Source organism: Paraburkholderia sp. (genome assembly GCF_050742655.1).
Classification (GTDB): domain Bacteria; phylum Pseudomonadota; class Gammaproteobacteria; order Burkholderiales; family Burkholderiaceae; genus Paraburkholderia.
Window position 1 is genome coordinate 549,971 of the sequence record NZ_JBOIGG010000002.1, and the last position, 22,256, is coordinate 572,226.

17 protein-coding genes are annotated in these 22,256 nt (G+C 59.9%); 12 read left to right on the top strand and 5 right to left on the bottom strand.

Annotation, left to right across the window (positions count from 1 at the left end; all coding sequences use genetic code 11):
* Positions 1-3 precede the first annotated feature (3 nt).
* From ACREXZ_RS05050 to ACREXZ_RS05075, 6 genes are all read left to right on the top strand, one after another.
* Positions 4-1,548 (top strand): indolepyruvate oxidoreductase subunit beta family protein, encoded by a 1,545-nt coding sequence (locus ACREXZ_RS05050; protein ID WP_431762934.1) that lies wholly within the window; start codon positions 4-6, stop codon positions 1,546-1,548.
* Between the two features lie 102 nt (positions 1,549-1,650).
* Positions 1,651-2,430: a cyclase family protein gene (locus ACREXZ_RS05055; RefSeq protein WP_431762935.1), complete on the top strand. Its 780-nt coding sequence runs from the start codon at positions 1,651-1,653 to the stop codon at positions 2,428-2,430.
* A 238-nt stretch (positions 2,431-2,668) separates the two neighbouring features.
* Complete coding sequence (locus ACREXZ_RS05060; protein ID WP_431762936.1) at positions 2,669-3,229, top strand: transposase; 561 nt, start codon at positions 2,669-2,671, stop codon at positions 3,227-3,229.
* A 393-nt stretch (positions 3,230-3,622) separates the two neighbouring features.
* The gene (locus tag ACREXZ_RS05065; protein ID WP_431762937.1) at positions 3,623-5,086 is read left to right on the top strand and encodes a hypothetical protein; all 1,464 of its coding nucleotides are present in this window, start codon (positions 3,623-3,625) and stop codon (positions 5,084-5,086) included.
* Between the two features lie 582 nt (positions 5,087-5,668).
* Entirely contained in the window at positions 5,669-7,288 is a 1,620-nt protein-coding gene (locus ACREXZ_RS05070) for an LVIVD repeat-containing protein (protein WP_431762938.1), read from the top strand.
* Positions 7,289-7,357: 69 nt separating this feature from the next.
* Positions 7,358-8,794 (top strand): hypothetical protein, encoded by a 1,437-nt coding sequence (locus ACREXZ_RS05075; protein ID WP_431762939.1) that lies wholly within the window; start codon positions 7,358-7,360, stop codon positions 8,792-8,794.
* 398 nt (positions 8,795-9,192) lie between these two features.
* Here ACREXZ_RS05075 and ACREXZ_RS05080 read toward each other — a convergent pair whose 3' ends face one another.
* Positions 9,193-10,029 (bottom strand): helix-turn-helix transcriptional regulator, encoded by an 837-nt coding sequence (locus tag ACREXZ_RS05080; RefSeq protein ID WP_431762940.1) that lies wholly within the window; start codon positions 10,027-10,029, stop codon positions 9,193-9,195.
* Positions 10,030-10,128: 99 nt separating this feature from the next.
* Between ACREXZ_RS05080 and ACREXZ_RS05085 the strand changes: the two genes are divergently transcribed.
* Positions 10,129-11,019 (top strand): SDR family oxidoreductase, encoded by an 891-nt coding sequence (locus tag ACREXZ_RS05085; RefSeq protein ID WP_431762971.1) that lies wholly within the window; start codon positions 10,129-10,131, stop codon positions 11,017-11,019.
* 51 nt (positions 11,020-11,070) lie between these two features.
* On the opposite strand, the gene ACREXZ_RS05090 is transcribed toward ACREXZ_RS05085, so the two are convergent.
* Entirely contained in the window at positions 11,071-12,306 is a 1,236-nt protein-coding gene (locus tag ACREXZ_RS05090; protein ID WP_431762941.1) for a LysR family transcriptional regulator, read from the bottom strand.
* Between the two features lie 143 nt (positions 12,307-12,449).
* Between ACREXZ_RS05090 and ACREXZ_RS05095 the strand changes: the two genes are divergently transcribed.
* From ACREXZ_RS05095 to ACREXZ_RS05115, 5 genes are all read left to right on the top strand, one after another.
* A complete protein-coding gene (locus ACREXZ_RS05095; protein ID WP_431762942.1) occupies positions 12,450-13,304 on the top strand; it encodes an amidohydrolase family protein in 855 nt (284 codons plus the stop codon).
* A gap of 23 nt (positions 13,305-13,327) precedes the next feature.
* Positions 13,328-14,239 (top strand): hypothetical protein, encoded by a 912-nt coding sequence (locus tag ACREXZ_RS05100; RefSeq protein ID WP_431762943.1) that lies wholly within the window; start codon positions 13,328-13,330, stop codon positions 14,237-14,239.
* A 75-nt stretch (positions 14,240-14,314) separates the two neighbouring features.
* On the top strand, positions 14,315-15,673 hold the full coding sequence (gene dctA / locus ACREXZ_RS05105; protein ID WP_431762944.1) for a C4-dicarboxylate transporter DctA: 1,359 nt from the start codon (positions 14,315-14,317) through the stop codon (positions 15,671-15,673).
* A 187-nt stretch (positions 15,674-15,860) separates the two neighbouring features.
* Positions 15,861-16,898, top strand: coding sequence for a porin (locus ACREXZ_RS05110; RefSeq protein ID WP_431762945.1), 1,038 nt, complete (start codon positions 15,861-15,863; stop codon positions 16,896-16,898).
* A gap of 40 nt (positions 16,899-16,938) precedes the next feature.
* On the top strand, positions 16,939-17,739 hold the full coding sequence (locus tag ACREXZ_RS05115) for a phosphate/phosphite/phosphonate ABC transporter substrate-binding protein (RefSeq protein WP_431762946.1): 801 nt from the start codon (positions 16,939-16,941) through the stop codon (positions 17,737-17,739).
* A 12-nt stretch (positions 17,740-17,751) separates the two neighbouring features.
* Here the strand turns inward: ACREXZ_RS05115 and ACREXZ_RS05120 are convergent, their stop codons facing one another.
* The 3 genes from ACREXZ_RS05120 to ACREXZ_RS05130 are packed head-to-tail and all read right to left on the bottom strand — an operon-like array spanning position 17,752 to position 22,235.
* A complete protein-coding gene (locus ACREXZ_RS05120) occupies positions 17,752-19,773 on the bottom strand; it encodes an acetyl/propionyl/methylcrotonyl-CoA carboxylase subunit alpha (RefSeq protein WP_431762947.1) in 2,022 nt (673 codons plus the stop codon).
* A 21-nt stretch (positions 19,774-19,794) separates the two neighbouring features.
* Positions 19,795-20,595: an enoyl-CoA hydratase/isomerase family protein gene (locus ACREXZ_RS05125; protein WP_431762948.1), complete on the bottom strand. Its 801-nt coding sequence runs from the start codon at positions 20,593-20,595 to the stop codon at positions 19,795-19,797.
* A gap of 32 nt (positions 20,596-20,627) precedes the next feature.
* On the bottom strand, positions 20,628-22,235 hold the full coding sequence (locus ACREXZ_RS05130; RefSeq protein ID WP_431762949.1) for a carboxyl transferase domain-containing protein: 1,608 nt from the start codon (positions 22,233-22,235) through the stop codon (positions 20,628-20,630).
* Between the last annotated feature and the right edge of the window lie 21 nt (positions 22,236-22,256).

Here is a 22,256-nt window from a genome sequence, read left to right on the forward strand (position 1 = left end):
ACGATGAACGAACCGCAACCGATCAAGATCGCAATCCTGGCCATGGGCGGCGAAGGCGGCGGCGTCCTCGCCGACTGGATCGTCGATCTGGGCGAATACAACGGCTATCACGCGCAGACGACCTCCGTGCCAGGCGTCGCACAGCGGACCGGCGCAACGATCTACTACGTCGAGCTGTTTCCGCGCGAGCAGCGCACGGATGGTGGCCGCACGCCGATACTCGCGCTGATGCCCACGCCCGGCGACGTCGACGTCGTGCTCGCGTCCGAATTGATGGAAGCTGGGCGCGCCGTGCAGCGCGGACTCGTGACCTCGGAGCGCACCACGCTGATCGCGTCAACGCACCGGGTCTTTTCGATCAGCGAAAAGGCCGCGATGGGCGACGGCCGCGTCGACGAATCGGTGCTGATCGCGCATGCGGCACGTGCCAGCCGGCGTTTCGTGCACCTGGATATGGCGCGCGTGGCCGAGCAGACGGGCAGCGTGATCAGCGCGGTGCTCTTCGGTGCGCTTGCTGGGATCGGCGTGTTGCCGTTCAGCCGCCGTCAATTCGAGGAGACGATCGAACGCGGCGGTGTCGGAGTAAAAGCGAGCCTGCAGGCATTCGACCGCGCGTATGCGCGCGTGGGCGTCGAAGAACCTGCTGACGACGCCGGAACGGCCAAAGCTGCGGAGACGTCGACGGATGAAGGAACAACAGCAGCGCCGCGTCATCCGATCGTGGCGCATCTGCTCGAACGTGTGCGCGACGAACTGCCGGTGGAAGCGCAGACGCTCGCTCGTGAAGGCGTGCGCCGGTTGATCGACTACCAGGACACGGCGTACGCCGCGTTCTATCTGGACCGGCTCGATCGCCTGCGCGCCGCGCTCGATGCCGGAAGCCCGGCGACGCATGCCGAAGCGGCCACGCTGCTCTCCGAAGCCGCCCGACACCTGGCGTTGTGGATGTCGTTCGAGGACACGATCCGCGTCGCCGATCTGAAGATACGGGACACGCGCTTTGCACGCGTGCGCGACGAGGTTCGCGCGAAACCGGATCAACTGCTCCAGATCAACGAGTTCCTGCACCCACGCGTTCATGAGATCTGCGACACGCTGCCGGCGCCGCTCGGTCGATGGCTCGCACGGCCGCATTGGGCGCACCGAGTCGTCGATCGCCTGACGAGTCGCGGACGGGTTGTCTCGACCACGTCGTTGAGCGGCTATCTGCTGCTCTATGCAGTGGCGCGGCTGCGCGCGATTCGTCGCAGCACGCTGCGTTACGCGGTCGAGAGCGCAAAGATCGACGACTGGCTCGCGCAGATCGTCGTACTGATCACGGAACGCCCGGCGCTTGCGATCGAGCTTGCCCGTTGCCAGCGGCTCGTCAAGGGCTATGGCGACACCTATACGCGTGGATTCGCGAACTATCAGACCGTCATGGCCGCACTCGTGCGTGCCGGCGGACAGCTTGCGCCGGCGACGCTTCGCGAACTGCGCGATGCGGCGCTGGCGGATGAACACGGCGATGCGCTGCGGGCGGCATTGAGCCGGCACGCGCTTGGCTAAATCCCCAATAGGGGTCGACGCCGGAGTAAGCGCTTTAGCGCTTACTCCGACATGGGACCGCAGTAGGCGCTGAAGCGCCAACTGCGGTCGACAGGAATTCAAATGACCACAGTCCTCGACGAACTGGTACACGGCCTCGCGCACGGCGACCTGCGCGTGATCGATCTGACGCAAACCCTGTCGCCGGATTTTCCGGCGCTGCAACTGCCGCCGCAGTTCGGTCAGGTGTGGGCGTTCAAGATGGAAACGATCAGCCAGTACGACGAGAACGGACCAGGCTGGTACTGGAACAACTTCTCGTGCGGCGAACATACGGGCACACACTTCGACGCGCCGGTGCACTGGGTCACCGGCAAGGACCATTCGCACAATTCGGTCGATACGATCGACGCGCAGAACTTCATCGCACCCGCCGTCGTCGTCGATGCGAGCGCCGAGGTCGCAAAGAATCCCGACTGGCTGCTGACGCCGGAGTATCTCGTCGACTGGGAAGCGCGCCACGGCCAGATTCCGTCGGGCGCGTGGGTCCTGTTTCGCACCGACTGGTCGAAACGCACCGACCCGGCCGCGTTCCTGAACCTGCATGACGACGGCGCACACACGCCCGGACCGACCCAGGCCGCCGTCGAGTGGATGATCCACTCGCGCAATGTGCACGGTTTCGGCGTCGAGACGATCAACACCGATGCAGGCCAGGCTTACGGATGGCCCATACCGTATCCGTGTCACACGCTGATGCACGGCTCGAACCGCTATGGCCTGCAATGCCTGACGAACCTCGACCAGCTTCCGCCTACCGGTTCGCTGATCGTGTCGGCCCCGCTGAAGATCCGCAACGGATCCGGTAGTCCGCTGCGCGTGCTGGCGCTCGTCGGTGGTTGAGTGGCGGGTAGCAGGGCAATGCTCTCAACTTAAGCGCGCAAGGGCTCGTAAACGCGGCATTGCCCCTGTAGGCTTCATCGCATCACTCACTGATAAATCAACGATATGAACTCAAATACCAGCGTCCTCGCGGCTTCTGGCTGAGTTCTCCGCTTTCCTGTTCGATCCGGCGCTCGCCGATCGTATGCGTCGTTCTCCTACTGCCTTTACCCGTCATCGCACACTGAGCTTGCCGCGCATGGCCGCGCTGATGATGTCGGGCATGTGCGCCAGCGTGCAGGCCGAACTCGATGTGCTGTTCGGCGCACTGGGCGAGCGCGGCGCACGCAATCGCGCCGTCAGTGCGCAGGCGTTCAGCAAGGCCCGGCGTGGACTGTCAGCCGAACTGTTCGAGCTGGCCCGCGCCCACCTGATTTCGCTGGCTCAACCCCATATCGATTCGATGCGCTGGCACGGCCTGAGACTGGTCGCCGCTGACGGCAGCCACCTGCGTGTGGGCACGCGTCGCGGCCATGAACTGCGCGCCGATCACTACGCGTTCGCGCTGTTCCTGCCGGGCCCGGAGCTGACCCTGCACGCCGCGCTCCATCCCGCCGACGGCGCCGAGCGGCAGATGCTGTTCGAGGCACTGGATGTGCTGCAACCGCGTACCGATCTGCTACTGCTCGATCGCGGCTATATCGGCAACACGACGGTGGCCGCACTGACGCAGCGCGAGATCCCGTTCTGCATGCGCGTCGATGCACGGCCACCCAGAAAAGCCAGGCCCCGCTTCCATCTCGCGTACAAACTCGCTTGATCCTGTGGGGCTTAAGTTGAGAGCATTGCGTCGTGCAGGGGCACTTACGGGCCGACACCGGTCATTTACCAGAAGCAATGACCAAGTCCGAGGCTCTTATGCACTGCCGCACGAACAGATCTCGCCTTCTGGGAACCCTCACCTTCCTCGTGACAACGAGTCTGATCCGAATTGCCTAGCACCAAGCCTTGTGCTTTTGTCTGGCGTCGGATCTGCATTGCCGCCAACACACGGTCTTGGTTTGATGCAAAGGGAACTCCCGAGCAAGGAAAGTCCCCATACGTTGCGTAAGTTTGCAGTCAGTATTTGGGAATACAACGAAAGTCGGTATCGCACAAACAAAACTAGTCACCGTCCGCGCTTAGGCGGTTGGTATGACACTAGGAGACAGGAATGGACCTTCGTGCATCCGCGCGTGCATGCTTTTCGACTTCCATCGTTGCCTTTTCCGGGTCGGCTTATGCACACGCCTTTGCAGCTCCCTATGCATTGCCTGTTCCGTTGCGCCTTTATACATATGGTACGACGGCTGCGCTGATTATTTCTTTTATCGGCTTTGTCGCGTTTGCTTCAAATACACGCACGGTTGATACGCGCAATCAAATCTCCGATGAATCGCGGCAGCTTACCATTCGCACTAAGTTAGGAAGATACCGTTCTTTGTTTCGATTCATAAATGCATTTATCTTGCTGACCGTCATTTTAGGTGGCATTTTGGGTACTCAAAATGCGATGTTGAATTTCGATATGACGTGGTTCTGGATGATTTTTTATCTCGCCGCCTACTACGCAGCAGCGTTGATAGGCGATTTCTATTCGTACGGTAATCCATGGTTAGGGTGCTGTGATTTTATAGAAAAATTAACAAAAATCTCATTCAATGGAAGGCGCGTGTATCCGAATCAATTCGGATGCTGGCCGGCATTGGCCTGTTATATATGCCTTATCAGCATGGAGCTTTTTGGGAGCGCAAACCCACGTCAACTAAGTGAGTTTCTAATAATTTACACACTCATTAGTATTGTTGGCGCATGGTGGTTCGGTAAGTTGGCATGGTTCAAATTTTGCGATTTGTTTTCTATTTTGTTTCATCTTGCTGGCTTGATTGCTCCAATAAACGTCTTCTTTTCGAAAAGAAACGAGATGAAATTGTCGTTCCGAATCCCGACTTCTGGATTGCGCGACATGTCGGATTGGGGTCCAAGTCTCATGGTGTTTGTACTATTTATGCTTTCCTCCACGGCGTTTGACGGAATACACGACACAATTTGGTGGAATCGAGTTTATTGGGGCGGCTTTTATCCGCTTATCGAGCCTTCTGTAAAAGCACACTTCACTGACGCGTACGCAGTTTCGTCAACGATTTATCGTGTCAGCCAATGGATTTTGTTAGTAATATCCCCAGCAATTTATCTTATTGCATATTTGGCAGCACTCGATTTCGGCCGACGACTGATTAAGACGTCTATTTCGCTTAAGCAACTTGCCAGTGATTTTTCGTTAACGCTTGTACCCATTGCTTTCTTTTACAGCGTAACGCACTATTATACGGTTTTATTTAGCCAGGGCCCGCAAATCATCCTGCTGATTTCTGATCCGCTTGGTTTGCATTGGAATATCTTCGGAACGGCGAATTTTTCAGTGACGAGCCCTGTCATTGACGCTGGCACTATATGGCTGAGCCAAGTCGCACTAATTCTTATCGGCCACATAGCGAGCGTATATCTAGCGCATGTGAAATCGTTGCAAGTATTCAGCAATCGACACGAGGCGGTCTTGAGCCAAATTCCGATGGTCGGATTGATGATTTTTCTTACCGCAAGCGGTTTGTGGATTTTATCTCTTCCACTCGCATAGAGCGAAGATTATAGGTCAAAAGTGCAGTCATCAATTTTGCATAGGGGGTTTAACGTGACCGATCACACTAAATTGGCAATGCCGATGTTACGAAAAATCAGGTTTAGCGTAGTAGCTTTAATTGCGATCGCTTCGGCTCTTATTTTTTTGTCTTTCACAGTTTAGCCCCTGAGGCGGACCAGGCAATTCCACACAACACGCATCCGGTGTTTCACGTCGTGCTCCGCGAAAGACAGCCAGGCGAACTGCTACCTGTCTTTCAACTAGTGTCGGGCGATTATGCAACGATCCTCGTCTCCTCCAACCGGGAGGGAATGTTAATGGTCCACGGCTTTCCCGATATGCCTGACGTCGGACCTGGTCAGGACGCGAAGTTTCATTTACTAGCAAATCAAACCGGACGCTTTTCTATGCATATCCACACGCGAAATGGCGAACAACTTGAGTTGGCAACTATAGAAATAAGGCCGGCACGCTAACCTAAAATGGAATTGAGTAGCAATCCACTAGATGCTTTGACGAAGTGATACCTGCAAAGTCCCGATGGATCAAAACGGCGGAATGTATTAATTGGGAGAAGACATGATTTCATTTTTACAAAAATCGAGTGTGACCATTGGTGTTGCTCTCGTATTGACGGCATGTGGGGGCGGCAACAACAATACGCCGACAGAGCCAAGTGCGGCATCAATAGCGGCGTATGTCGTGCCACGAGCGACTTGCGGGGTGGGTGACAAGCCCGAAACAGCACTTCAGGGGCAGGTACCGGCTTCAATGCGAAATTCTTTCGCCGGTAACAGCTGTAATCTACAATTGGTCGGGCAATTGCAGGGCGAAGGAGCAAGCTGGTCTTCGGCAACGTACACCGACTCCAGCGGGCATACGTGTGCATATCACGCGACAATGTCTAATACGGATTCAAATGGTGTCTCCCGTGGCCGAATTAATCCCGGCGTCCCCGTTATAGATATCACCGACCCGACGAAGCCGGTCCGCGTTAGGTCACTTACCTCTACCGCCATGATGGACCCTTGGGAATCGTTGCGTGTTAACGTCGCACGCGGATTGCTCGTGGCAGACAATGGCGCGAACGGAGGCGGTGGTCCAGAGCTCGATGTGTACGACATTTCTTCGAATTGTCTTAATCCACAGTTACTCGCAAGCGCTAATATATCTGATGGACTTAATGGTGGTGTTATACCGTCTGTCCCAGTGATTGGCCATGAAGGCGGCATTTCGCCAGACGGGTTAACTTATTACATCGGATCGCTTGCTTCGAACGCTTACTATGCGGTCGATATAACTGTTCCTTCTAAACCAAAACTTATTGCGTCCCTTTCGATTAGTGGACTGCCATTAGGAGGGGTCACTCATGGTGTATCTATCAGCACTGACGGGAACAACGCATACCTGGCGTCAATTGGAGCCAGTCAGGTTTTGAATACGGTACCGGCACCGCTGGCAGATCCAAACGCAAAAGTGCAAAACGGATTTTATATTGCCGACACTAGTGAAGTTCAAGCCCGCAAACCCGGCGCTGCTATCAAAATAGTGTCTTCCGTTCCTGTTCGTGACGGGTCTGTCTCTCAAACTACCATACCGGTTATAATAAAAGGAAAACATTATGTAATATATACAGATGAAGGAGGTGCAGGTGGGATACCCGATCCCGCTACTGCCACGGAGAAGGCGGCGTGTGCGGCGAATCTTGCACCGTTTCCTATGGCCCATATATTTGATATTTCAGATTCAGCCAATCCAAAACAAGTATCGGAGTTGCGTTTGGAGACTCATGTTGCTGCGAACTGTGACAAAGTGCTCCCAGACGTGACCGGTTTGTCATTTTTTACCTACGGAAGTCACTACTGCAGCGTCGATAACCGCGAAAACGCAACCGCCTTGGCGTGCAGTTATTTCAACTCAGGCATTCGTGTGTTCGATATACGAAATCCTGCAGCACCTAAAGAGATTGCGTATTTTAATCCAGCAGGCACACAAACAAATGCGACGGGCTCGCCCCATTTCGATTTTGCTCAGTGGCATCCCGGCTCTCCAGACTGGTGCTCATCGAGGATAGACTTTGACTTCGACAAACATAGACTTACTACTGCTTGTCAGGACAATGGATTGTTAGTTATGAACTTCGAAAATAACGTGTGGCCAATGTCTGACAGCGTCAAAGCGGCGGACGAGGGCAATTAATAAACAGGCTACGGTATCTACGGCGGGTGTCGTCGTGGATACGGACGACCTTTAAATAGCGGTGGACTGATGCAGCAGACCGATTTTCGTTGGCTGGCCAAAGGTTTTCGACGCTATGTGCCATCGAGCCCGCCTTTCGTGAAAATTTGTGGGATATTTTTATTTTTTTGGGCGTCGTTATTTTCTGTCGCAGCGCAATCGTTTGAGTCGGACGTCCATTTTGGGCTCACCAAATGGCTTGCCGAAAAGGCCGGTTTTACCGAGGAAGAATCGGACGCGATTGCGCTTGGAGATCAACGGGTTGACGGGGGACTCATGGAAAATATGAAGTCCCAGTTGCAGTATGCCTGTCTTTCATCATTTACAGACGATGCACTGGAGGTGCAGTCCCTGCATTATCCAAGCGCGACAATGGTCCCTGCAAGGCCTGAGATGCGTAGGGTAGACGCTGGAGGCGCGGCTGCAAGGACACAAGCTGAAAAAATCATCAAAACTAGCGCTGCAGAGGCGGCGTTCATGTTGCAACTTTTCGGACGCGCGTTGCATAGCCTGCAAGACTCATGGTCCCACCAAGGCGTCTCCAGTGAATTCCGGGACAAAGACGTTGGACTCGCCTGCAACCAGGATCTTGCTCTCAATCCGCCTGCAAAACGAGGAGATCCACGATCGCACCGGTCGGAACTTACCCAATTCTGGCCTGATGACGTTAAAGCAATGGCTTCAGCTACGTACGCCTACCTGTTGAAGTATCCGGACATCGATAAGCGAAAGCGTCATCCGGCTGACTGGAATGCCGTCTCCAGCGAGATGGACTCTTTTAGCTACGCAGACACTAAATCAGCAAAAGCCACCTGGTTCAAACAGCACAGTATTGATGACATATCTTTTCTAGATGCAATTAGCTTGCCAGATGGGGCAAGGTGGACACCTGTCCGCTGGCGCGGAGCAAAACTACCGGCGTTGACAACGAATGTTTCGACGCAAGCGGGAGTCTCCCAAGAGGCTTTAGATTTTTATAACGCGTTTTTCACTGTGTGGCTTACTGCGAAACCGGGGACATACGCTTGGGAAAAATACATTCAAACTTCAAAAAATCAGCATAGAGGGCTTACGAATGTCGATAAATCAATAGCGAGCGACACGACTTTGCAGTTGCGATTGTGGCGCCTGCGCGATCACGGCAGCGCGTTGCCTTTTACCTGTTCGACTAAAGGTGAGGGACTAGCAGGCCAAAAAGCAGCAATGAGGCTTATAAAAAAGCCGGGGAGCATTGCACAATATGCAAACATTGCGGAAGCCTTATTTCCTTTGCTTTTGGAAGGGGTGGCGCCGTCACCCCTGCTACCATTTGTAGTCTATGCGCTAAAGCCGTCCCAAGACGGCGACGCCCGCTCTATCGCGTTAGTCAAATTGCGCGATGCTCCTTACGACACATTGGGGCTTGTCGCCAAGCAAACGAAGGGGAGCTGGCATATCGTTCAGCTTATCTCTACCCCCGATTATTAAATGCGAAGCTCGCTATAAGGGGTGCCCTCAAGATTCGGATTTTCTCGTGCGGTAAGGGTTTCCCGTTGAGCACAAGATCAATCACGGTTTCTGTCGTTGACTAACTGCATCGCTTCCACGGCGACGTGAGAAGGTGAAGGACTGCGGTAATACAAGCGGTCATGTTGGGCTGATTGCCCAGACCCAAATTTAGTTGAAGACGCACGCGAGGATTTCAACAGGAAAGCGGAGAACTCAGCCAGAAGCCGCGAGGACGCTGGTATTTGAGTTCATATCGTTGATTTATCAGTGAGTGATGCGATGAAGCCTACAGGGGCAATGCCGCGTTTACAAGCCCTTGCGCGCTTAAGTTGAGAGCATTGAGTAGCAGGGTACCAGCCGCGGCCCAACGATAAAAATCAAGCCGACTGCGCGGCAAGCACCTTGATTCGCTGCGCGACTTCGCTGTCGAGCGGCGCGTAGACGATCATGGCCAGGTCCGGTCGGCCATCGACGGAAAATGCCGAGTATTCCAGCGCGATCGGACCCAGCACGGGATGCTGCAGGTGCTTTACGCCATCTCCGCCCCCGTCTCCGTGACGCAGCACCTCGTTGTCCCGCCAGAGCGCGTCGAACTCGGAGCTGACGCTACACAGCTCGCTCACGAGTTCACCCACTTCGGACGCCAGCCCAGCGCGCGCCACATCCGCTCTGAACGCACCCACCACGAAGCGGGCGATGCTGTCCCAGTCGTGCTGCTTTGCCTTGACGGCGGGATTGCGAAACAGAAACTGGAGGATGTTGCGCTGACCGGGCGGCAGCGCGCCATAGTCGGTCAGCACGATGGCCGCGGCACGATTCCACGCGACGACATCCCAGGTGGCAGTCTTGATGATCGCCGGGCTCGCCTCGAGCGAGTCGAGCAGCCGCTGCAACCGGGGACTGACGCCGTCGACCGACTTGTAGCGAACTTCTGGAGGACGCCCCAGCCCGAGCATGAACAGGTGCTCGCGCTCCGCATCGGTCAGCATCAGCGCGCTGCAAATCCGCTCCAGCACTTCGGCCGAAGCCGCGCCGCCACGTCCCTGCTCGAGCCACGTGTACCACGTCGCGCTGATGTGGGCGCGCTGGGCGACCTCTTCCCGGCGCAGTCCTGGCGTGCGCCTGCGTCCGGAAAAACCGAAGCTCGCCGGATCGAGACGCGTCCGGCGACTTCTCAGGAAATCTCCAAGCGATATAGCCGTATCGGCCGGCATGATGACCCTGTTAGTCGTTTTACCATGATGAGATCACTACTTTAACGGGATACCAAAAAATCGGATAGTGACTCCGTGACGACCCCAGGAGATTTCACCATGCGTATTTTTCTAACCGGCGCGACCGGTTTCATCGGCACGGCCCTCGTTCCCGAACTCATCGCGGCCGGGCATCAGGTAGTGGGCATGACCCGTTCGGACACGGGAGCGCAAGCGCTGATCGACGCGGGTGCCGAGGTGCATCGCGGCACCCTGGAGGATCCCGAAAGCTTGAGCCGCGGCACCGCGAAAGCCGACGCAGTCATCCACCTGGCCTTCGACCACGATTTCTCGAGATTCGTCGAGAACTGCGAGAAGGACAAGCGTGCGATCGCTGCGCTCGGTTCCGCACTCGCCGGCTCCGACCGGCCCCTTGTCATCACCTCGGGGACCGGAATGGGCAGCGCCCAGCATGGCGAGCCGGCGACCGAAGACGTCGTCAATTTCACTCATCCCAATCCGCGCGTGGCGTCCGAACTGGCAGGCAATGCGCAGCTCGATGCAGGGATCAACGTCTCGGTGGTGCGACTGCCGCAGGTTCACAATCCGTTCAGGCAAGGGCTCATCTCGCCGCTCATCGAGATTGCCCGCCAGAAAGGCGTGCTCGCCTATGTGGGCGAGGGCCGTAACCGCTGGCCGGCTGGCCATCTTTCCGATGTCGCACGCCTCTATCGGCTCGCCGTGGAAGCGGGCGAACGAGGCGCGCGTTTTCACGGAGTCGGCGAAGAAGGTGTCAGCAGTCGCGAGATTGTCGAAGCGCTCGGTCGAGGCCTGAAATTGCCGGTCGTTTCGATCGCCCCGGAAGAAGCAGCGGCGCATTTCGGATGGATGGGCATGTTCGTCGGTCTGGATATGCCGGCCTCCAGCGCATGGACCCAGACGCGGTTGGGATGGCATCCGACTGGCCCCACGCTGATCGCCGATCTCGACGAAGCGCGTTACGCCGAATAGTCCTCTCCGGCGATGTGAGATTGCGCGCACGACCTTCGCGATAGTCGACGGTCAGACGCGAATCTCACATTCCCGGCGCAGGTGTTCGACGAATGCTTGCTGTAACGCGGTGCCCAGCCAGTCGGTGCGCACGGTGAATCCGACTGCCCGGCTGGCCTCGGGCGTCTCCAGTTCCAGCGCGACCATCTCGCTACCCGAACTAGCTTCGCGAATCTGCGAGCGCGACAGCAGTGTGATGCAGTCGCTTTCGACGAGCATCGCCATCATCATCGCGAGCGAACTCGTCTCGACCACCACCAGCGGTTTGACCGGCAGCCGGGCGAAGATCGAATCGATCACCGCGCGTCGCGGCACGTTGCGCTGTGGCACGACCCAGTCGTAATCGGCCAGGTCGCGTGCGGCAACGGATTGCTTTCTGGCAAGCCGATGGTCCTTGCGTACCGCGACTACGTACGGATCCGCGAACAGTTCGGTCTCTTGCACGGACCCGGCGAGCCGCGGTTCGCGCAGCCCGCCGACGATGATGTCGATCGCGCCCATCCGCAGTTCGCGCAGCAGGCGTGCGTGCGAACCTTCATCGACCGTGATGCGTGCGGCAGGATAGCGTTCGCGCAACCGCTGGATCGCGCGCGCGACGAGGCGCGGCGGCATCAGCGGCAGGACGCCGATCGCGACTTTCCCGGTGAGCTGTCCGCGGGCGTAGGCGAGATCTTCGCTCGCCTGCGCGATCTCGTAGAGCGCGAGGCTCAGACAACGCGCGAACTCGACGCCCGCCGGATTCGCCGACACACTATGCACGCGTCGGCGGTACAGCGACACACCGACATTCTGCTCGATCTGCCGCGCCGCCCGATGCACCGCGGGCTGCGAAATGCCGAGCGACTGGGCCGCCTCCGCCGCCGACCCCGCATTCGCAATCGCGATATGACAGCGCACCTGTGTGTCGGTCAAATGCCGGCAAATCTTTGCAGGGTTCGTCGTTCCTGAACCGGCATGTCCCGTTACGTTTGCGACGGCCCGCTCCATCTGGTCCAGCATCCGACGGACACGTCGTTGCAGGATCACGCCCTCTTCCGTCAGCTCGCTGCCGCCGAAACCGCGCTCGAACAGCCGGCCACCAAAACTCTCTTCCAGCTTGCCGATGGCGAGACTCACCGCGGGCTGCGTGCGTCCCGCGCGGGCAGCCGCCTGCCCGATCCCGCCTGCCTCGCAAACCGCATCGAACAGAAACAGGCGCCTCAATCGCGTCAGGTCGTCATCTGGTGTCGCGCGCTCGCTGTCGGCCATCGAATCTCCGAAATGGCTATGTGAAAACCCTTAGCTTAACGAGAATTTATGCCCTGCGACGCACTTCATATTGAGGCTTTCGACAGCATCCCACTTAAAGTTACGTCCATCCGATCAAAAAGCTTTCCGTCAGGAGCCTGACTATGTCCGTCGTTGTCGACACGCACACTCATGCAATTTCCGCAGATACGCAGCGTTATCCACTGGCTCCTGTTGGTGGACATCAGTCGGAATGGTCGGCGAAGCGCCCGGTCAGTTTCGAAGGTCTGCTTGCATCGATGGATGAAGCCGGTATCGATCGTGCGGTGGTCGTGCAAGCGTCGACGGTCTATGGAAACGATAATAGTTATGTGGTCGCAGCCGTGCGCAGTCATCCCGACCGCTTCGCGGGCGTGTTCTCGGTCGACGTGCTGGCGAGCGACGCGGTCACGCAGATGCAACGCTGGCTCGATGCGGGTCTCTCGGGCTTGCGCCTCTTTACGACCGGCAGCACGATGCCCGGTCAGGCGGGCTGGCTCGACGACGAGCGCTCGTTCCCGGTGTGGGAATACGCGCAGCGTCACCACGTGTCGATCTGTCTGCAGATGACGACACAAGGTATTCCCGCGCTGCTGAACATGCTCGCGCGCTTTCCTGGCGTATGCGTGCTGCTCGATCACCTCGCCCGTCCCGAACTCGCCGGCGGTCCGCCGTACGAAGCGGCCGCGCCGCTGTTCAGTCTCGCGTCGCACGAGGGCGTGTACCTGAAGCTCACGAACCGCACGATCGCCGAAGCGGCGCGCGGTGCGTCGACGCCGGCAGCTTTTTTCCCGCGCGTGCTGGACGCGTTCGGTGCGCATCGTATTGCATGGGGCTCGAATTTCCCGGCCGCCGAAGGGACGCTCCCGCAACTGCTGGCCGACGCGCGTGAGAGTCTGTCGATGCTGCCTGCCGATGCGCGCGAAGCGATCTTCGGCGGTACTGCGCGCACGATTTATCCGGCGCTCGCCGCTGCTTGACGCGCATGAAGGAACACACGACCGTGAACACCGCTACGCAGCCGCTGAAGTTGAAGACCGCGCTGAAAACCTACCCGCACACCCGGGCGCTGAAAGCCGGCGAACTCACCGACCTTGCCATCGAACTCGCATTCGAGGACGTCGAGCCGATTCATCGCGCGTTCGCACCGATGGCGCGCCACCAGGCGTACGACGTCAGCGAATTGGCGATCGTCACCTATCTGCAGGCGAAAGCCTGTGGCAAACCCGTCGTGCTGCTGCCTGCGGTCGTGGCTGCGCGCTTCCAGCAGGGCTGCATTATTTACGATGCCCGCAACGGAACACTCGATGTCAGCAGTCTCGCGGGCAAGAAGGTCGGCGTACGCGCCTATTCGCAGACTACGGGCATGTGGGTACGCGCGATCCTCGAGAAAACTTACGGCGTGCCGCTCGACCAGATCGAATGGATCACGATCGAAGGCGCGCATCTCGAGGAGTATCGCGACCCGCCTTTCGTGCGCCGCGTCGAACCCGGCAAGCAGCTGGTGTCGATGCTGCGCGCGGGCGAAATCGATGCCGCGATCCTCGGCAACGATCTGCCGGACGAGCCCGGGCTCGAGCCGCTGATCGACGATGCAGCCGCCGCCGACCGCGCGTGGTATGCGCTGCATCGCTACGTGCCGATCAATCACGTCGTCGTGGTGACGAAGACGCTGGCCGACACGCATCCGCATGCGGTGCGTGCGGTCTACGACCTGCTATGCCGCGGCAAGGCATCGGTTGCCGCGGAGAATGCCGGCAAGCCGGACAAGCTACTCTTCGGCTACGACGCGCTGCGCGGACCGCTCGAGGAAACCCTTGCGTTCTGCGAGCAACAGCAGTTACTGCCGCGCAAGCTAAGCGTCGACGAAATTCTCGCGGACAGTATCGGCATCCTGGGCGAGGCTGGGCGTTAGCGTGCACTCGTCGTGCGTTTGTCCGTTTCACGATTCTTGAGCGAACCCGAGTTCGCCGCCGACAAAGGAGACATCATGAGCTTGCCCGGCCAGTCCGCCGCCACGAAACCCAAAGGACGTCAGCCGTTCTATCGCGACCTGTCTTTCCAGGTCCTGGCCGGCATGGCGCTGGGTATCGTCACGGGCTACCTCTTCCCGAAGTTCGGCGTCAATCTGCAGCCCGTCGGCGACGCCTTTATCCGCATCATCCAGATGCTGATCGGGCCGATCATCTTCTGCACCGTGTGCAGCGGCATCGCCGGCGTCAACGACTTCAAGAAGGTTGGCCGCGTGGCGATCAAGGCGCTCTTCTATTTTGAAGTGGTGACGTCGCTGGCTCTCGTGCTCGGTCTCGTGGTTATCAACCTGCTCAAGCCCGGTGTCGGCATGAACGTGGACATGCACAGCGTGCACTCCGCCGCGGTCGACGTCTATGTCGCGAAAGCGCAGCACGCCGTCACGACCAGCGAATTCCTGCTGAACGTGATTCCGCACACCGCGATCAGCGCTTTCGCCGGCGGCGACGTGCTGCAGGTGCTGTTCTTCTCGGTGCTGTTCGCGTTTGGTCTCGCCGCCATCGGCGAGCGCGCAAAGCCCGCGTTGAACCTGATCGACGCGGTGTCGGGCTCGCTCTTCTGGGTCATTGGCCTGACGATGAAGATCGCGCCGCTCGCCGCATTCGGCGCAATCGCGTTCACGGTCAGCAAATTTGGCTTCGGCACGCTGCTCTCTCTCGGCAAACTCGTACTCGAGTTCTATCTGACCTGCGCGCTCTTCATCCTGCTGATCCTCTGGCCAATCGCCAAAGCCAATGGCTTTAGCCTCCTGCGTCTGATGCGCTATATCGGCGCGGAGTTGTTGCTCGTAATCGGCACGAGCTCGTCGGAAACGGTTTTTCCGCAACTGATCGACAAACTCGAGCGGCTCGGCTGTGAAAAATCGGTGGTGGGTCTGGTCCTGCCGACTGCGTACACGTTCAATCACGACGGCACGTGCCTGTATTTCGCCGCGGCCGCCGTGTTTCTCGCGCAGGCTACCAACACGCCGATGGACTGGCACGCCCAGCTGGTGCTGCTGGCCGTGCTGCTGCTGACGTCGAAGGGCGCGGCGGGCGTTTCCGGCGCGGCGATTGCCGTGCTGGCGGCGACCCTCGCCGCATCGAACACGATTCCGGTGGAATCGATCGCGCTGATTCTCGGCATTCATAAGGCGATGTCGAGTGCATTCGTGTTCGTCAACATCGTCGGCAATAGCGTGGCGACGATCGTGGTCGCGAACTGGGAAAAGGCGCTCGACCGCGTCGCGCTACGCAATGAACTAAAGACCGGCTTCCAGCCAGTCGACGCACCGCCGAATCGCCTGCACCGGACAAACCAGGCGCAGGCGCGCAATTAGCGACAGTCGTCACAAGGGCAGCAACGCCTGCGACAGGGCAAACAACCGTTGCAGGCCGGAAAGGAAGTGAGCGATTCGCCCCGGAAGTATGGATATTAATTAGTCATACGAATGATGAGGCGAATTGGGCGAATCAGAACCATCGCCATGCGTTCCACAACATAAAACATTAAATCGGAGACCCGCTATGAAGAAGACGGTTTGGAGAACCATTGGATGCACACTATCAGCCGCAGCCGGCACGCTGGGCACGCCCGCACACGCGCAGTCGAGCGTCCAGCTATACGGTACGGTAGACGGCGGCGTACGCTACCAGACGAACGCGGTGAAAGGCGGCGGCACCGTGGTCACGATGAATTCGAATGGCTATTACAGTTCGAACAAACTCGATTTCGCCGCAAAGGAAGACCTGGGCGGCGGCTGGAGCGCTCACTTCCTGCTGGAGAGCGGTTTCAACCTCGGTAACGGCCAGTTCGACAATACGACCGGAACGGAATTCAACCGGCAGGCCTTCGTCGGCATCGGTAACGAGAAATATGGTTCGCTGGATCTGGGCCATCAGTACACGATCGCCCACGACATCATCAGCATTTACGATCCGTATGCGTTCCACTTCACTCCGATCATTCCATTGACGACTGCGTCGGACGGCACGCGCAACAACAACGACGCGAAGTACAAAAACAACTTTGGTCCGTTGCTGTTCGAAGCGGACAACTCGTTCGGCGGCGTCGCGGGCGATTTCAGCAGCGGATCCACCCGCGCAGTCGGGATGAGCTACAGCGCGGGGCCGGTCGACGTTGGTGGCGTGTACGGGCATCGCAACATCCTGACCGGTACGAACTACATCGGCGACAGCTACTACATGGTCGGTGCCGGGTACCGCATCGGCCCGGTGCGTCTGTCAGGCGGCTTCATGGCCGAGGATCTGCAGAATCCCGCCGCGGCGCATCAGGTGACGAATAACGGCTTCGGCGGCATCTCGTGGACCATCATGCCGTTCCTGGTCTTTCGTGGCGCGTACTACCAGACCAATGTCTCGAACGACAAGGCGAGCCGTCGCAGCCTGTCCGTGCTCTCGCTCGCCTATCTGCTGTCCAAACGCACCACGCTCTACAGTGAATTCGACTACACGTCGTATAAACACGCAGTGGTCAGTACGCTGAACCCGGCGGGCGCGTCCAGTCAGACAGCGGTCACAGTCGGTATCGACGTGCTGTTCTAGCGCATCCGCCGGTGCGCACTCTTATGCCACAATGGCCGGCATGAACTGGATCGCCTCGCTCCCGATGTACAACGTGACGCCCGCGCTCGCCGCGCTGTGGCGTTCGCTGCTCGACGACGCGCTGCGCGCAGTCGCGTCCGATGCGCCCGACGCACGCATCGTCGATGCACCGGACAACCTGCACGCGCTGTGGCTCCGCGACGACCTGCTGCTTGCGCAGACCTGCGGCTATCCGTTGATGCATGGTTTGCAGGACCGTGTGCAGTTGATCGCGGCACCCGAATTCGACGTGCCCGGCTGTGCCGGCATCGATTATTCGAGCGCGCTGGTCGCGCGTGCGAATGCGGGCCTCAATTCACTCGAAGCGTGCCGCGGTACACGCGCGGCGTACAACCAGGACGACTCGAACAGCGGGATGAACGTATTGCGCCACGCGGTCGCGCCGCTTGCACGCGACGGGCGTTTTTTCAGTGAGGCAATCCGCACGGGTTCGCATGTCGGATCGCTGCGTGCGCTCGCGGAAAACCGTGCGGATGTCGCGGCAATCGATTGCGTGACGATGGCTTATGTGCGAGACGCACTGCCCGAACTCGCACAGGCGGTGTGGCAAATCGGCTGGAGCGAGTCATCGCCGGGGTTGCCGTTGATCGCTGCACAGGCCGTGCCTCCCGCACTCGTTGAAGCACTACGCGACGCATTGAACGCAGCGAACGATGCGCAACCGGAACGCGCCGCGCAGTTGCGGCTCAAGCGCTTCACCAAGGTATCGTTCACCGACTACGCACGCATCGTGCAACTCGAAGACGAGGCGATCGCGGCAGGTTATCCGCGGATCGCCTGAGCAACCTCAGCGTTAAGCAGGTTTCAGCACCAGCAGTTGCGCCCCATCGGTCACCTGATCGCCGACCGCATACAGCACCTCTTCGACAATTCCCGCGGACGGCGCACCGATCGTGTGCTCCATCTTCATCGCCTCCATCACGATCAACGGCGCGCCCTTCTCGACCGTCGCACCCGTTTCGACCAGCACAGCGATCACCTTGCCCGGCATCGGCGCGGTGAGTCGCCCCTCGCCGTGCTCCGTGTCGGCTGCGTGCACGAGCAGATTCTGCCACTCGAATGCGAGCGCCGCGCCGCGCCAGAACACATGGAACGTATCGCCATCGACGAACACGCGCCCTGTCACGCGCGACTCGCCGATCGTCGCGCCGTATTCGTGCGCACCGTCGCCGCGCCACCACGTAAACGGATCGCGTGTGCCGTCGTGTTCGAGCGTCTGCACACCGCTGTCATCGCGCGTAAACGTTGCTGCAAACGCCGTCTCGTTCTCGACGTCGCGCCACGTGAACGTCTGCGTGTAGCCGCCATTCAGCCGCCAGTGCGACAGCGCATCCCATGGTGAAGTACCGTGCGCAACGCCGCCTTCGCGTGTGAGCAGCGCTGCGCACGCGAGCGCGAGCGCCTCGCGGAACGGCTTGCTCGTCGGTGCGAAAAGCGCATCGTGATGCCGCTCGATCAGGCCGGTATCGAGATCGGCGGATGCGAACGGCTCGCTCGTCACGATCCGCTGCAGGAACTCGACATTAGTATGCGGCCCGACCACCTCACAACCCTGCAGCGCGCGATGCAGGCGCGTGAGCGCTTCGTCGCGCGTCGCACCATAGACGATCAGCTTCGCGATCATCGGGTCGTAGAACGGCGTGATCGTGTCCCCTTCGCGCACGCCGCTGTCGATGCGAACCGCCGCACGGGTACCGTCGGCTGCACGTACACCGACCGTGAACTCGACGCCGTCCGGCATCCGCAGATGCTTCAACGTACCGGTCGACGGCAGGAAGCCGCGCGCAGGATGTTCGGCATACAGCCGCGCCTCGATCGCATGGCCGGTCAGCACGAGTTGCGCCTGCTGCAGCGGCAGCGGCTCGCCGGCCGCGACGCGCAGTTGCCACTCGACCAGATCGAGGCCCGTCACCATTTCAGTGACCGGATGCTCGACCTGCAGCCGCGTGTTCATCTCCATGAAGTAGAAGTCGTCGCCGGTCATGATGAACTCGACGGTACCCGCGCCGACGTAGTTCACCGCACGCGCCGCCGCGACCGCTGCCTCGCCCATCGCGCGCCGCAATTCAGCGGGTAACCCCGGCGCGGGTGCTTCTTCGAGGACCTTCTGGTGACGGCGCTGCACCGAGCAGTCGCGGTCGAACAGATACACCGTGCCGCCGTGGCGATCGGCGAACACCTGCACCTCGACGTGCCGCGGTCGCGTCAGATACTTCTCGATCAGCACGCGGTCGTTGCCGAAGCTGCTCGCCGCCTCACGCTTGCATGACGCGAGCGCAGCTGCGAAATCAGCGCTGCGTTCGACGACACGCATCCCCTTGCCGCCACCGCCCGCGCTCGCTTTCAGCAGCACCGGGTAGCCGATCGCATCGGCTTCGCGCTGCAGCAGTTGTCCGTCCTGATCGTCGCCGTGATAGCCGGGCACGAGCGGCACCGCAGCCATGTGCATCAGCGCCTTGGCTGCCGCCTTCGAGCCCATCGCCGCGATGGCTTCGACCGGCGGTCCGATGAAGACGATGCCAGCCGCTTCGCAGGCCTGCGCGAAGTCCTCGTTCTCCGACAGGAACCCGTAGCCCGGATGCACCGCCTGCGCGCCGCTCGCGCGCGCGGCCTCGACGATGCGCTCCGCGCGCAGATAGCTTTCCGCCGCGCTCGCACCGCCGATATGCACGGCTTCGTCGCATGCGGCCACGTGCTTCGCGCCGGCGTCCGCATCCGAATACACGGCGACGCTCGCGATACCGAGCCGGCGACAAGTCGCCGCGACGCGGCACGCAATCTCGCCGCGGTTCGCGATCAGGATCTTGTTGAACATGAGAGTGTCTCGCCGATGGTGTTATGCGGGATCGCCGCGCCACGCGGGCGTGCGCTTCTCGAGAAACGATGCAACGCCTTCGCGCGCTTCGGCACCCGCGCGCACGCGCGCAATGCGCAGCGCGGTGTCTTCGATCAGTGCCGCGTCCAGCTCGCGTCCCGCAAGGTCCTGCACGAGCGCCTTGCACTCGCGCACCGCGGACGGCCCATTCGCACACAGCGCGGACGCGAGCTGCTGCACGGTCGCATCGAGTTGCGCCGCGTCGACCGCTTCGGCGACGAGGCCGAGCCGATGCGCGGTCGCGCAGTCGAACACCTCGGCAGTCGTGAAGTAGCGGCGCGCGGCCTGCTCGCCGAGCGCGCGAATCACATACGGTGCGATCGTCGCGGGAATCAGGCCGAGCTTCGCTTCGGACAGACAGAAGCATGCGGTATCGACCGCGACGACGATGTCGCACGCGGCAATCAGACCCATGCCGCCCGCGTACACGTCGCCGCTGACGCGCGCGATCACCGGCTTCGGACAGCGATAAACAGCAGCCAGCATCGACGCGAGGCGCCGTGCGTCCGCGCGATTCTCGTCGTCGGAGAAGCCGGCCATCTTCTTCATCCAGTTCAGATCAGCGCCCGCGCAGAATGCCTTGCCGTTTGCGGCGAGCACGATCGCGCGCACGTCGTTGCGCGTACCGAGCGTGCCGAATGCATCGGTCAGCTCGGCGATCATCGTTTCGTTGAACGCGTTGCGCACGTCGGGGCGGTTCAGCGTCACCGTCGCGACCGATTCTGCGAATGCGACGCTCAGCGTTTCATATTGATTGGACATGGCCGTTCGCTCCTTCGTCTATTCCGCTTACATCACATCCGGAACACGCCAAAGCGCGTGTCTCCGACCGGCGCGTTCATCGCCGCCGACAGGCCGAGCCCGAGCACGTCGCGTGTCTGCGCCGGATCGATCACGCCGTCGTCCCACAGCCGCGCACTCGCGTAATACGGATGCCCCTGGTGTTCGTACTGATCGCGGATCGGTTGCTTGAAGGCTTCCTCTTCCTCAGCGGTCCACGTGCCGCCCTTCCCTTCGATGCCGTCGCGCTTCACCGTCGCGAGCACCGACGCGGCCTGGTCGCCGCCCATCACCGAGATGCGCGCGTTCGGCCACATCCACAGAAAGCGCGGCGAATACGCACGCCCGCACATCCCGTAGTTGCCCGCGCCGAACGAACCACCGATGATCACCGTGAACTTCGGTACCTTCGCCGTCGCGACCGCGGTGACCATCTTCGCGCCGTTGCGAGCGATGCCTTCGTTCTCGTACTTGCGTCCCACCATGAAGCCGGTGATGTTCTGCAGGAACACGAGCGGAATCTTGCGCTGGCAACACAGCTCGATGAAATGCGCACCCTTCAGCGCCGATTCGGAAAACAGGATGCCGTTGTTCGCGATGATGCCGACCGGGTGTCCCCAGATGTGCGCGAAACCTGTGACCAGTGTCGTGCCGTAGCGTGCCTTGAATTCGTCGAATGCGGAATCGTCGACGATGCGCGCGATCACTTCGCGGATGTCGAATGGTTTGCGCGTATCGGTGGGAATCACACCGTAGAGGCTCTTTACGTCGTAGCGTGGTGGCTTCGACGGTTGCAGTGCAATCGGTACATCCTTGCGGCGGTTCAGGTTGCCGACGATGCTGCGCGCGATCGCGAGCGCATGCGCATCGTTCTGCGCAAGATGGTCGACGACACCGGAAAGACGCGTGTGCACATCGCCGCCGCCGAGATCTTCGGCGCTGACCACTTCGCCGGTCGCAGCCTTCACGAGCGGCGGACCGCCGAGAAAAATGGTCCCCTGGTTCTTCACGATGATCGACTCGTCGCTCATCGCCGGTACGTACGCACCGCCGGCCGTGCACGAGCCCATCACGACGGCGATCTGCGGAATGCCGTCGGCGGAGAGATTCGCCTGGTTGTAGAAGATGCGACCGAAGTGATCGCGATCCGGAAACACGTCGTCCTGGTTCGGCAGGTTCGCACCGCCGGAGTCGACCAGGTACACGCAGGGCAAGCGGTTCTCGGCTGCAATTTCCTGCGCGCGCACGTGCTTCTTGACCGTCACCGGGTAGTAGGTTCCGCCCTTCACCGTTGCGTCGTTGCAGACGATCACGCATTCCTGCCCGGCGACGCGACCGATGCCGGTGATCACGCCCGCGCCCGGCGCGTCATTGTTGTACATGCCGTACGCGGCGAGCTGCGACAGTTCGAGGAACGGCGTGCCCGGATCGAGCAGTTGCGCAATCCGCTCGCGCGGCAGCAGCTTGCCGCGCGACACGTGCTTGTCGCGTGCTGCCGCACCGCCGCCGAGCGCGAGCTTCGCGACTTTCTCGCGCAGATCCGCGACCAGCGCTTCGAGCGCGGCCGTGTTCGCGCGAAAGTCGTCCGAGCGCGGATTCAGCCTGGTTTCGATGATCGGCATGGCGGGGCTCTCCTGTTCGCC